10 protein-coding genes and 1 pseudogene are annotated in these 12,235 nt (G+C 61.8%); 4 read left to right on the forward strand and 7 right to left on the reverse strand.

What is annotated here, in order from left to right:
* Positions 1-1,353 carry a 3-oxoacyl-ACP reductase gene (locus PSH64_RS03400; RefSeq protein ID WP_305479907.1) on the reverse strand — a complete coding sequence of 451 codons (1,353 nt, stop codon included), beginning with the start codon at positions 1,351-1,353 and terminating at the stop codon, positions 1-3.
* Positions 1,354-1,620: 267 nt separating this feature from the next.
* Between PSH64_RS03400 and PSH64_RS03405 the strand changes: the two genes are divergently transcribed.
* Positions 1,621-2,898 (forward strand): acetyl-CoA C-acetyltransferase, encoded by a 1,278-nt coding sequence (locus tag PSH64_RS03405; RefSeq protein ID WP_305479909.1) that lies wholly within the window; start codon positions 1,621-1,623, stop codon positions 2,896-2,898.
* Here PSH64_RS03405 and PSH64_RS03410 read toward each other — a convergent pair whose 3' ends face one another.
* On the reverse strand, positions 2,899-3,927 hold the full coding sequence (locus tag PSH64_RS03410; protein WP_105340374.1) for a bile acid:sodium symporter family protein: 1,029 nt from the start codon (positions 3,925-3,927) through the stop codon (positions 2,899-2,901). It abuts the gene before it with no gap.
* An 84-nt stretch (positions 3,928-4,011) separates the two neighbouring features.
* On the opposite strand from PSH64_RS03410, the gene PSH64_RS03415 reads away from it, so the two are divergent.
* A complete protein-coding gene (locus tag PSH64_RS03415; protein ID WP_305479910.1) occupies positions 4,012-4,803 on the forward strand; it encodes a helix-turn-helix domain-containing protein in 792 nt (263 codons plus the stop codon).
* 128 nt (positions 4,804-4,931) lie between these two features.
* On the opposite strand, the gene PSH64_RS30370 is transcribed toward PSH64_RS03415, so the two are convergent.
* Entirely contained in the window at positions 4,932-5,699 is a 768-nt protein-coding gene (locus PSH64_RS30370) for a methyl-accepting chemotaxis protein (protein ID WP_370694472.1), read from the reverse strand.
* Positions 5,700-5,837: 138 nt separating this feature from the next.
* Positions 5,838-6,878 (reverse strand): annotated as a pseudogene (locus PSH64_RS30375) (cache domain-containing protein); the annotation flags it as partial.
* Positions 6,879-7,311: 433 nt separating this feature from the next.
* On the opposite strand from PSH64_RS30375, the gene PSH64_RS03425 reads away from it, so the two are divergent.
* On the forward strand, positions 7,312-8,205 hold the full coding sequence (locus PSH64_RS03425; RefSeq protein ID WP_072410317.1) for a PA4780 family RIO1-like protein kinase: 894 nt from the start codon (positions 7,312-7,314) through the stop codon (positions 8,203-8,205).
* A gap of 228 nt (positions 8,206-8,433) precedes the next feature.
* On the opposite strand, the gene cueR is transcribed toward PSH64_RS03425, so the two are convergent.
* From cueR to PSH64_RS03440, 3 genes are all read right to left on the reverse strand, one after another.
* Entirely contained in the window at positions 8,434-8,847 is a 414-nt protein-coding gene (cueR, locus tag PSH64_RS03430; protein WP_105340372.1) for a Cu(I)-responsive transcriptional regulator, read from the reverse strand.
* A complete protein-coding gene (locus tag PSH64_RS03435) occupies positions 8,844-11,237 on the reverse strand; it encodes a heavy metal translocating P-type ATPase (RefSeq protein WP_305479912.1) in 2,394 nt (797 codons plus the stop codon). Before PSH64_RS03435 ends, cueR begins: the two co-directional genes overlap by 4 nt.
* Positions 11,238-11,427: 190 nt before the next feature.
* A complete protein-coding gene (locus PSH64_RS03440) occupies positions 11,428-11,811 on the reverse strand; it encodes a hypothetical protein (RefSeq protein WP_018928385.1) in 384 nt (127 codons plus the stop codon).
* A 161-nt stretch (positions 11,812-11,972) separates the two neighbouring features.
* Between PSH64_RS03440 and PSH64_RS03445 the strand changes: the two genes are divergently transcribed.
* Positions 11,973-12,170 carry a heavy-metal-associated domain-containing protein gene (locus PSH64_RS03445; protein ID WP_305479913.1) on the forward strand — a complete coding sequence of 66 codons (198 nt, stop codon included), beginning with the start codon at positions 11,973-11,975 and terminating at the stop codon, positions 12,168-12,170.
* The last annotated feature ends 65 nt before the right edge of the window (positions 12,171-12,235 follow it).

A 12,235-nucleotide genomic window follows, 5' to 3' on the forward strand; every position in this document is an offset into this window, starting at 1 on the left:
TCAGGCTCCCAACACGCTTTGCCCGCACACGCGCAGCGCTTGCCCGGTAAACGCTCCGGTGCCCGGTTGTGCCATCCAGGCCACGGCTTCGGCGACGTCTTGCGGTAGCCCGCCCTGGCCCAACGAACTCAAGCGTCGCCCGGCTTCACGCACGCCGAAGGGTAGGTGCGCGGTCATTTGGGTTTCGATAAACCCGGGGGCCACCGCGTTGATGCTGATGCCACGCTCGGCCAGCAGCGGTGCCCAGGCCTGGGCCAGGCCGATCAGCCCGGCCTTGCTCGCGGCATAGTTGGTTTGCCCGCGATTGCCGGCGATGCCGCTGATGGACGCCAGCAGGATCACTCGACCGTGGTCGCGCAAGGTGCCGCTGTCGAGCAGCGCCTTGGTCAGCACTTGCGGCGCGTTGAGGTTGACCGCCAGCACCGCGTCCCAGAACTCCGGCGTCATGTTGGCCAGGGTTTTGTCGCGGGTGATGCCCGCGTTGTGCACCACGATGTCGACGCCGTCGGGCAAGTGTTCGATCAGTTGCGTGGCGGCGTCTTCGGCACAGATGTCCAGGGTGATGCTGCGCCCGCCGAGGCGCGCGGCCAGGGCGTCGAGATCGGTTTTGGCCGGTGCCACGTCAAGCAGGATTACCTCGGCGCCGTCCCGGGCCAGGGTTTCGGCGATCGAGGCACCAATGCCGCGGGCCGCGCCTGTCACCAGCGCCTTGCGCCCTGACAAGGGGCGCGTCCAGTCCATCACCTGTGTCTCGCACGCCTTCAAGCGTATGACTTGTCCGGAAATGAAGGCGCTTTTGGGCGAAAGGAAAAAGCGCAACGGGCCTTCCAGTTGATCTTCGGCCCCTTCGCCGACGTAGATCAGCTGCAAGGTGCCGCCGCTGCGCAGTTCCTTGGCCAGCGAACGGCTGAAGCCTTCCAGGGCACGCTGGGTGCTGGCGGCGAACGGGTCGCGCAAGGTCTCCGGCGCCCGGCCAAGAATCACCAGATGCGCATGGTGATCGAGGTTTTTCATCAGCGGCTGGAAGAACTCGCGCAGTTGTTTCAGCTGATCGACCTGCACCAGGTCACTGGCGTCGAACACCACGGCTTTGAGTTTCTGGCCGTGGCCCGGAATCCACGCGGTGGCCAGGGTCGGATCGGTGCCGTAGCTGTAAATCGTGTCGGTCAGGCGGTTGGCGAGGGTGCTGACTTTTTCCGTCAGCGGGCCACCGCCAATCAACAGCGCCCCCTCGATAGGCCGCAGCCGGCCTGCTTGCCAGCGTTCCAGTCGTACCGGCGACGGCAGACCCAGGGCACCGACCACACGATGGCCGATGGACGAATTGGCGAAGTCGATATAGCGGTCAGACATGGATCACGCTCCAGAAGCCAGGGTTAAAAGTGTGGACCATGAATGGCAATTAGTCCTTCGATCCACGAGATAAGGCCTACGCTTGAACATTGCAGGCTGGTTTGAGCTTGGGTTTAGCAGGTCTTTCAGGAAATGCAGCCCCTGTGGGAGCGGGCTTGCTCGCGAAAGCGGTGTGTCAGTCAACAAAGATGTTGGATGGGCTGGCCCCTTCGCGAGCAAGCCCGCTCCCACAGGTTTGGTGTTCACATTTGATTAAAGGAGTTTTTCATGACTCAGCTGCGTCGCGTCGCGATTATCGGTGGTAACCGTATTCCCTTTGCCCGGTCCAACGGGCCGTACGCCACTGCCAGTAACCAGGCGATGTTCACCGCAGCGCTGGAAGGCTTGATCGAGCGCTATAACCTGCACGGTTTGCGCATGGGCGAAGTAGCGGCGGGGGCGTTGCTCAAGTATTTACGCGATTACGGCCTGACCCGTGAATGCGTCTTGGGCTCGCGGTTGTCGCCGATGACGCCGGCCTACGACATCCAGCAAGCCTGCGGCACGGGGCTGGAGGCAACATTGCTGGTGGCGAACAAAATCGCCCTGGGGCAAATCGAATGTGGCATTGCCGGCGGCGTCGACACGGCCTCGGACGTGCCGATCGGCGTCAACGAAGACTTGCGCAAGATTCTCTTGCAAGCCAACCGTGCCAAAAGCACCGCTGACAAACTGAAAACCTTCCTGAAACTGCGTCCCCGACACCTGATGCCCGATTTTCCAAGCATCGGCGAGCCGCGCACCCACCTGTCGATGGGCCAACACTGTGAATTGATGGCCCAGACCTGGGGCATCCCGCGTGACGAGCAGGATCGGTTGACCCTCGAAAGCCATCAGAAACTGGCGGCGTCCTACGCCGAAGGTTGGCAAAACGACCTGATGACGCCGTTCCTTGGTCTGACCCGGGACAATAACCTGCGCCCGGAGCTGACCCTGGAAAAACTCGCCTCACTCAAACCGGCCTTCGAGAAAAGTGCCAAGGGCACCCTGACCGCGGGCAATTCCACGCCGCTCACCGATGGTGCCTCGGTGGTGCTGCTGGGCAGTGAGGAATGGGCGAAGGAGCGTGGCTTGCCGGTGCTTGCCTATTGGCGTGACGGCGAGGCGGCGGCGGTGGATTTCGTCAAGGGTGCCGAAGGGCTGCTGATGGCGCCGGTGTATGCGGTGCCGCGTTTACTGGCGCGCAACGGTCTGACCTTGCAGGACTTCGATTACTACGAAATCCACGAAGCGTTTGCCGCGCAGGTGCTGTGCACATTGAAGGCCTGGGAAGATCCGGAGTATTGCAAAACCCGCCTGGGCCTCGACGCGCCGCTGGGTTCCATCGACCGCAGCCGCCTCAACGTCAAGGGCAGCTCGCTGGCCGTCGGGCATCCGTTTGCCGCTACCGGTGCGCGCATCGTCGCCAACCTGGCGAAGCTGCTGGACGCGGCGGGCAAGGGCCGCGGGTTGATCTCGATCTGCGCCGCCGGCGGTCAGGGCGTGACGGCGATTATCGAGCGCTGATTATTGAGGGCTAAGCACTGCGGCGTTTTGCTGCGCGGCCAGTTCCCGGTTGCGGTTGGCGTAACCCTCGGCCATCACCGAGCACACGATCAGCTGCAGCGGGTGGTAGATCATGATCGGCAGCAGGATCAAGCCAAGGCCGGGGCTGGCGCCGAAGATCAACGCCGCCATCGGCGCCCCGGCCGCCAGGGATTTCTTGCTGGCGCAGAACACCGCGGCGATCTCATCGGCGGGGCTGAACTTCAGCGTGCGAGCGGTGCGGGTGGTCATCCACAGAATGATCGCCAGCAGAATCGCACTGCCGATCAATGCGCTGAGAATCACGCTGTTGCCCTGTTGCTGCCACATCCCCGAGACCATCGAGTTGCAGAACGCCGAGTACACCAGCAGCAGGATCACCAGTTTGTCGGCGATGTTGGTGTAGCGCTTGTGCCGAGCGAAAAACTTGCCCAGCCACGGCCGCAGCAATTGCCCAAGCACCAGCGGCAACAACAACATGGCGCACAGGTCGAGCAGGGTCGAGCCCAGGTCGATACCGCCGGCGCCGCTGCCGACCACGAAACTCACCAGCAACGGTGTCAGGAAAATCCCCAGGACGCTGGACAGGCTCGCATTGAGAATCGCCGCCGGCACGTTGCCGCCCGCGCTGCCGGTCAGGGCCACGGACGAAGAGATGGTCGAGGGCAGGGCGCAGAGGTAGAGGAAACCGAGCATCAGCAGCGACGGAATGTGCGACCCCAACAGTTTGTCGCTCAGCAGCCAGATCAACGGAAACACCGCGAAGGTGAAGGTTTGAACCATCACATGCAGCTTCCAGTTTTTCAGCCCGTGGCGGATCTGTTCGCTGGAGAGGTTGACCCCGTGCAGGAAGAACACCAGGAACACGCCGATGTTGATTACCCACTCGGCATGCATCCCGCCGCCGGTGGCGCCGAAGGTCGGGAAGAAATACGCCAGCAGCGTGGCGATCAGCATGCCGCACAAGAACCAGTCGGTGACCACGCGTTTAAGGTGTTTGAAGGCATGCATGACCGGCACCGAATCCATTTGTAAGAATTGATGACTTAGCCTAACGTCGGCCCTATCAGCCGTCTTGCGACATAAGGCCAATCAATGCCGACTAACGGACAACTTTCCCTCGAGCGGACCATCCCGGCACTGACGGTGTTGCCGCGTCCGTTGTATGCGCGGGCGGAAAGCCTGAACGCCGGTTCGTGGACGCCACCTCATCGTCACGATTGGGTGCAGTTTTCCTACGCCATCAGCGGTGTTCTCGGCGTGCACACCGCCGAGGGCAGTTTCTTTGCGCCGCCGCAGTGGGGCATCTGGATTCCGGCGGATCTCGAGCACCAGGTCGTGACCTCGATGCGTGCCGAAATGCGCAGCCTGTATGTGCGTCGCGAGGACTGCCAATGGGCGGACGGGCGTTGTCGGGTGCTGGAAGTCACGCCTTTGGCGCGGGAGCTGATCAAGCGCTTTTGCCAGTTGCCGGTGGAATATCCACAGGGTGACAGCCAGGAGGCGCGATTGGTGAGTGTGCTGCTGGATCAGTTGGCGAGCTTGCCGGAGGTGGGGTTTTCCTTGCCGCTGCCCCGGCATGAGCGTTTGCTGGGGTTGTGCAACGAGCTGATCGAAAACCCCGAGCGCGCGGTGACCTTACAGGAATGGGCCGAGCGTTTGGGCATGTCGGAGAAAACCCTGATGCGCTTGTTTCAGCGTGAAACCGGGTTGAGTTTTAGAGGCTGGCGGCAGCGCATGCGACTGCTGTCTTCGTTGAGGTTGCTGGAGGAGGGGGACAGCGTGACCAATGCCGCGCTGTGTTGCGGGTATGACTCGACGTCGGCGTTTATTGCGGCGTTCAAGGGGTTGTTCGGGTTTACCCCCGGGGAGTTGTTCAAACAGTAACAGCACCGAACCCATGTGGGAGCGGGCTTGCTCGCGAAGGGGCCATCAGATTCAACATCTCTGTTGGCTGACAGTCCGCTTTCGCGAGCAAGCCCGCTCCCACACTGGATCTGCGGTGTTCCTGGATATCAGGTTCTGAACCGCCGAACCAACCCATCCAGCTCATTCGACAACCCTGCCAGGCTCTGAGAATCCAGCCGCGCCGAGTTCGCCAGTTCCGCCACCAACTGCGCATCGCCATGAATCTGGCTGATGTGGCGATTAATGTCTTCCGCCACCTGATGCTGTTCTTCAGCCGCCGTGGCGATTTGCGTGTTCATGTCGCGAATCACATCCACCGACTCACGGATCTGCCCGAAGCTGCTGCGCGCTTCACCGATGCGGGTCACCGATTGCTGAGACACCTCCAGGCTCGCATGCATCTGCTGCGTCACCTGGCTGGTGCGCTTGGCCAGATTGCCCAGCAGACCGTCGATTTCCGCCGTGGAATCGGCAGTTCGTTTGGCCAGGGCGCGAACTTCATCCGCCACCACCGCAAAGCCACGACCCTGTTCACCGGCCCGGGCCGCTTCGATGGCGGCGTTCAGGGCCAGCAGGTTGGTCTGCTCGGCGATGGAGCGAATGGTCCCGAGGATCGACTGAATGTCGTTGCTGTCGCGCTCAAGCTGTTGCATCGATTGCGCCGACTGTTCGATTTCCTGGCTCAAGCGATCGACACTGCTCACTGCGGCATCGATCTGCTGTTGGCCTTCACGGGCCTGGCGCTGACCGCTGTCGGCCGACTCGGCGGCCTGGCTGCAAGAGCGCGCGACTTCGTTGGCGGTGGCGACCATTTCGTGGAACGCCGTGGACACCATGTCCACCGCTTCCCGCTGACGCCCGGCGGCTTCGGCCATGTCGCTGGACACCTGGGTCGAACTCTTGGAGGTGGCGAGGATTTTGGTCGCGGCGCCGCCGATGCTTTGAATCAGGTTGCGAATCGCCGCCAGAAACTGGTTGAACCAGTTGGCCAGTTGCGCGGTTTCATCGCTGCCACGGATGTGCAGGTTCTTGGTCAGGTCGCCTTCGCCCTGGGCGATGCCTTCCAGACCGCTGGCCACGCTGCGGATCGGCCGTACGATCAGGCTGGCGAAACTGGCGCCGACGATGGCGAAGAACACCGCCAGTACTGCTGCGATGATCGCGATCAGCCAGGTCAGTTGAGTGGCCGAGCTCATCACGTCGGTCTGCTTGATCAGGCCGATAAAGGTCCAGCCCAGTTGCTCCGACGGCCAGACGTTGGCCATGTAGCGCTCGCCATTGAGCTCAATCTCAACCAGCCCTTTGCCGGCCTTGCCGAGTTGCGCGTAGCCGTCGCCGAGGCTGCTCAGGGCTTTGAAGTTGTGTTCCGGCTGCTTGGGATCGACCAGTATGGTGCCGGTGTTTTCCACCAGCATCAGGTAGCCGGTTTCGCCGAGTTTGATCTGTTTGACGATTTCAGTGAGCTGCTTGAGCGTCACGTCGATGCTGACCACGCCGCCATTGCTGCCCAGTTTGTTATCGATGGTGCGCACGGTGCTGACGTAGGTCGCGTCATCCTGGGCCCAGTAATAGGCCTCGGTGCGAAGCGGTTTGCCTGGCTTGGCCTGGGCCGCCTTGTACCACGGGCGCTGGCGCGGGTCGTAATTGCTCAGCTTCGCATCGTCCGGCCAGGACACGTAACCGCCCGCCGCCGTCCCGAGAATCGCATAGGCGTAGGCCGGGTGGCTGTTGCCAAGGTCCTGGAGGAGGGCGAAGACCTTCTTGTCCATCTCGCCTTGGGGAATGCTCTGGGCGTTGGCGCTCATGTAGGTCTTGAGGCTGTCGTCGGAGTTCTTGATCAGCGGCTGGGTGGCCAGGTAGTCAACGTTCTGGCTGATGCCGTCAAAGAACAGTTGCATGGCATTGCTGACCTGGCGAATCTCGCGGCCACTGCCATCGACAAAATTGTCCTTGGCATCGCTGCGCAAGTTCAGCACCACCAGGGTGGCGACCAGCACCACGGGCAAGCAGGCGATGATTGCAAACGCCCAGGTCAACTTCTGTTTGATGTTCATCCGCGCTCCAGTTTTTCTTGTAGGCCCACGCAGTACTGATGACTCGCGGATTATTGGCAGCCGAAAACGTTTGATATGCGCCGGTCCTTGAGCGCGCCTTGGTGATTGTTGTCGAGGCGATTGTCAGACAATTCCTTTTCTCTCTAATGACTTCGGCCGAGGCGGGGGGAAATTGAGGCCTGTTGAGAAAAATCCTGCGAAAGTCAGGGATCGAGGTTAGATTCTGTCGCAAATAGCTTGGCACTCGTTCGTCAACAAGTGCTGCTCGCTCAGCTATGATCCCGGGCGGTCGATGAGTTTTGCCTGATTAATCCGGCACATTGTGTGCATCCGCAAGGTTCATAGGTCGGCAACCCCTCCCGCGAATGAGAGGATTGCCGTATAACGAATGACTTTCGCGTGTTTGGTAATAAAGGACCCACAATAAAAGCTGATGAAGACTCCAAAACGCATTGAACCCCTGATCGAGGACGGTCTGGTCGACGAGGTGCTGCGCCCACTCATGAGTGGTAAAGAAGCAGCTGTTTATGTGGTGCGCTGCGGCAACGAGCTGCGTTGTGCCAAGGTCTACAAGGAGGCGAACAAACGCAGTTTTCGTCAGGCGGCCGAGTATCAGGAAGGCCGCAAGGTGCGCAACAGCCGGCAGGCTCGCGCGATGGCCAAGGGCTCCAAGTTTGGCCGCAAGGAAACCGAAGACGCCTGGCAGAACGCTGAAGTGGCGGCGCTGTTCCGTCTGGCCAGCGCCGGTGTGCGGGTACCCAAGCCATATGACTTCCTCGAAGGCGTGCTGCTGATGGAGCTGGTGGCCGACGAGTACGGCGATGCCGCGCCGCGTCTGAACGATGTGGTGCTGGAGCCGGACCAGGCGCGCGAATATCACGCGTTTCTGATTTCGCAAATCGTGCTGATGCTGTGTACCGGCCTGGTGCACGGTGATCTGTCCGAGTTCAATGTGCTGCTGACGCCGACCGGCCCGGTCATCATCGACCTGCCGCAAGCCGTGGATGCGGCGGGCAACAACCACGCGTTCAGCATGCTGGAGCGGGACGTGGGCAACATGGCGTCGTACTTCGGTCGCTTTGCACCGGAGTTGAAACGCACCAAGTACGCCAAGGAAATGTGGGCGTTGTACGAAGCCGGTACCTTGCACCCGGCCAGTGTCTTGACTGGCGAGTTCGACGAGCCGGAAGAGCTGGCGGACGTGGGCGGGATCATGCGCGAGATCGAGGCGGCCCGTCTCGACGAAGAACGTCGCCAGGCGGTTCGGGCGGCGGACGATGCGCCACCGGGCAAAACCGAAGAACCGCCTCCGCCGTGGATGCAGTGATCGGTTGACCCAAAACCCGGCTTTGGCCGGGTTTTTCGTTCAGCGGATCATCGAATACCAAAACTTGGAGAAGATCCAATGTGGGAGCGGGCTTGCTCGCGAAAGCGGTACGTCAGTCGACATCATCGCTGATTGACACACCGCCTTCGCGAGCAAGCCCGCTCCCAGAGTAGATTGTTGGTGTCAGTGAAACCGTGCTCATACCATTCCCCGGTGAAGGGCGCGCACTCAGGAATGGGCGGATTCGGCGCAGCAGCCCGACGCCAGCTCCTTGAGGATCGGACAGTCCGGGCGGTGGTCGCCGTGGCAGTGTTCCACCAGGTCTTGCAGGGTGTCACGCAGTTGGCCGAGTTCACGAATCTTCTGGTTCAGCTCGTCGATGTGCTGACGAGCCAGAGCCTTCACGTCGGCACTGGCGCGCTGGCGGTCCTGCCAGAGGGTCAGCAGTTTGCCGACCTCTTCCAGTGAAAAACCCAAATCCCGAGAACGCTTGATGAACGCCAGGGTGTGCAGGTCGTCGCCGCCATAGACCCGGTAGCCACTGTCGGTGCGATGGGCCGCCTTGAGCAGGCCGATGGATTCGTAATAACGGATCATCTTCGCGCTCAGACCGCTCTGGCGGGCCGCTTGGCCAATGTTCATCGGTTGTCCTCCGGGTCTTTGGGTTTCCAGGTTTTCAACAGTAACGCATTGCTCACCACGCTGACGCTCGACAGCGCCATGGCGGCGCCGGCCAGCACCGGGTTGAGGAAGCCGAACGCCGCCAGTGGCAGGCCGATCAGGTTATAGATGAAGGCCCAGAACAGGTTCTGCCGAATCTTCGCGTAGGTCTTGCGGCTGATCTCCAGTGCCGCCGGTACCAGGCGTGGATCGCCGCGCATCAGGGTGATGCCGGCAGCGTGCATGGCGACGTCGGTGCCGCCGCCCATGGCAATGCCGATGTCAGCAGCAGCCAGGGCCGGGGCGTCGTTGATGCCGTCGCCGACCATCGCCACCACACCGGTTTTTTTCAGGGCGGCAACAGTGGCGGCTTTGTCCGCCGGCAGGACTTCGGCGTGCACATCGCGGATGCCCAGCGCCTCGGCAACCACCCTGGCGCTGCCGCGGTTATCGCCGGTCAGCAGGTGGCTGCTGATGTTGCGGGCGCTTAAGCGTTGCACTGCTTGCAGGGCGCCGGGCTTGAGCGTGTCGCCGAAAGCGAACAGGCCCAGCACCCGAGGTTGGGGGTTTTGTTCGATCAGCCAGGACAGGGTCCGGCCTTCGGTTTCCCAGGCGTTTGCGGAGTCGGCCAATGGCCCGGCGCTCAGGCCGCTTTCTTCCAGCAGACGCCGATTGCCCAAGGCCAGCCGCCGACCGCCGAGGCTGCCGGCAATGCCGCGCCCGGTCAGCGATTGGCTGTCACTGACATCAGCCACGGTCAAGCCGCGCTCGGTACAGGCATCCAACACAGCCTTGGCCAGCGGGTGCTCACTGCCGCGTTGCAACGCGCCGGCCATTTGCAGTAAAGCGGCTTCGTCACCCTCGATGGCAGTCAAATGCGCGATGCGCGGAGTGCCCGAGGTCAGGGTGCCGGTCTTGTCGAACACCACGGCGCTGACTTCATGGGCGCGCTCCAGGGCTTCGGCATCCTTGATCAGAATTCCGTAGTGCGCCGCCACCCCGGTGCCCGCCATGATTGCTGTCGGTGTGGCCAGCCCGAGTGCACAAGGACAGGCGATCACCAACACCGCGACGGCGTTGATCAATGCGGTTTCCAGCGGCGCGCCATAGAGCCACCAGCCGATCAGGGTCGCCAGCGCGATCAGCAGCACCGCGGGCACGAACACCTGGCTGACTTTATCCACCAGTTTCTGGATCGGCGCTTTTGCTGCCTGCGCGTCTTCGACCAGGCGAATGATCCGCGCCAGCACGGTTTCTGCGCCGAGCGCCAAGGTCCGCACCAGCAGCCGACCTTCGCCATTGATCGCCCCGCCGGTGACCTTGTCGCCCGGTTGTTTTGGCACCGGCAGGCTTTCGCCGCTGATCAACGCTTCATCGGCGTGGCTCTGGCCTTCCACCACTTCGCCATCCACCGGGAAGCGCTCGCCGGGTTTGACCATGACCAGATCGTTGAGGCGCAAGGCACTGATGGCAACGTCCTGCTCGCGGCCGTCGATCACTTGAATGGCTCGCTCCGGACGCAAGGCTTCGAGGGCGCGGATGGCGCTGGCGGTCTGGCGCTTGGCACGGCTTTCCAGGTATTTGCCCAGCAACACCAGAGCGATCACCACCGCCGAGGCTTCGAAATACAAGTGCGGCAGGCGGCTGACGGCGGTGGCCCACTCGTAAACGCTCAAGCCGTAACCGGCACTGGTGCCCAGGGCCACCAGCAAATCCATGTTGCCGGCGCCGGCGCGCACGGCTTTCCAGGCTGCGACATAGAAGCGTGCACCGAAGATGAACTGCACCGGCGTGGCCAATGCGAATTGCACCCACGCCGGGAGCATCCAGTGCACGCCGAAAGGTTGCAGCACCATTGGCAGCACCAGCGGCAAGGCGAGGGCGATGGCCGCCAGCAAGGCCCAGCGCTCACGCTGCAGGCGTTGTTGCTGATTGTCGGTTTGCGGGTGTTCGACTTCCCAGACGCGGGCGGAATAACCGGCCCTGGTCACGGCGCCGATCAAGGTTTGCGGATCGACCTGGCCGAGCAGCTCAAGGTGCGCCCGTTCGTTGGCCAGGTTGACGCTGACACTCTTCACCCCCGGCACCTTGGTCAGTGCCCGTTCGACGCGGCCGACGCAGGACGCACAGGTCATGCCCTCGATGCTCAATTCCAGAGTCTGCTGCGGCACGCTGTAACCGGCCTGCTGCACCGCGTCCATCAAAGCCGGCAGGCTGTCACTGGGCGCTTGTACCCGGGCCTGTTCGGTGGCCAGGTTGACGCTGACGGCCGTGGCGCCGATGACTTTGCTCAAGGCACGCTCGACACGCCCGGCACAACTGGCGCAGGTCATGCCGGCAATCGGCAGATCGAAAGTGGTGGATTCGGACATGGGTCACGCTCCCTGTAGAAATTGCCTACAGGATCAACCTTGCCATGCGGGCAAGGTCAAGCGCCAGTCTACAAGTTGTCGCAGACCCAATGTGGGAGCGGGCTTGCCCGCGAAAGCGGTGTAACAGTCAACGATGATGTTGAATGTTATGGCCCCTTCGCGAGCAAGCCTGCTCCCACATGGGTTTGCGTCAATATTCGAGGGCGGCGGGCTTGAGGTACATCCCTTCCTGCGTCATCGCAATCCGGAACTTCAACACATCCCCTGCCTTGAGTTTGATGTCCTGCGACCCCGGCGCGAGCATGCCCGGGTTGCAGCCCGGTGCCTGGCCCGGCAGCAGTTTCAGGCGCAGGGACACATTGCCCGGCGGCAGGTTGAACGAGGTGCTCTGTTCCTGGAACAGCCGCCCGGCCAACTGATCCTGGATGTACACGCCGATCTCGCAGGAAGTCGACACTTCCAGGCGCTCACGGGAAATGATCAGCACACCGTAGTCCTCCCCGGCGGCTTGAACCGAGGGTGTCGCGGCAAAGAGGCTGAGGAAGCCAAACAGGCTGAGAGCTGACCAGCGCATGGCTGAATCTCCTGATGTCGAGTCATAGATGGACGCAGCTTGGCCGAGCGCGACGCCGATTGCCAGCCCGGCAGCTTGTTTCAGAACTTGACCTTGCCATGGTGGCAAGCTCGAGACTGCTCGCAACCCTCATGTAAGGGCTTCACTAAAGGAGATGTCCCATGCAAGTGTTCAACGTTGAAGGTATGTCCTGTGGTCATTGCGTCAAGGCCATCACTCAGGCGCTGCAAGCCAAGGATCCGGCAGCCAGCGTGCGTATCGATCTGGCGGCAAAAAAAGTCGACGTAGAAAGTGCGCTGACAGCCGAGCAGGTGATCGCCGCCATCACTGAAGAGGGTTATGGGGTAAAACAGGCCTGAGTTATTTTTAATAGTTAGCGACCTAACGGAATGTTCAAGGCGTCCACGCCCGGCTAGACTGTCAG

Origin of the sequence: Pseudomonas sp. FP1742, from assembly GCF_030687145.1 — a bacterium.
GTDB lineage: Bacteria > Pseudomonadota > Gammaproteobacteria > Pseudomonadales > Pseudomonadaceae > Aquipseudomonas > Aquipseudomonas frederiksbergensis_D.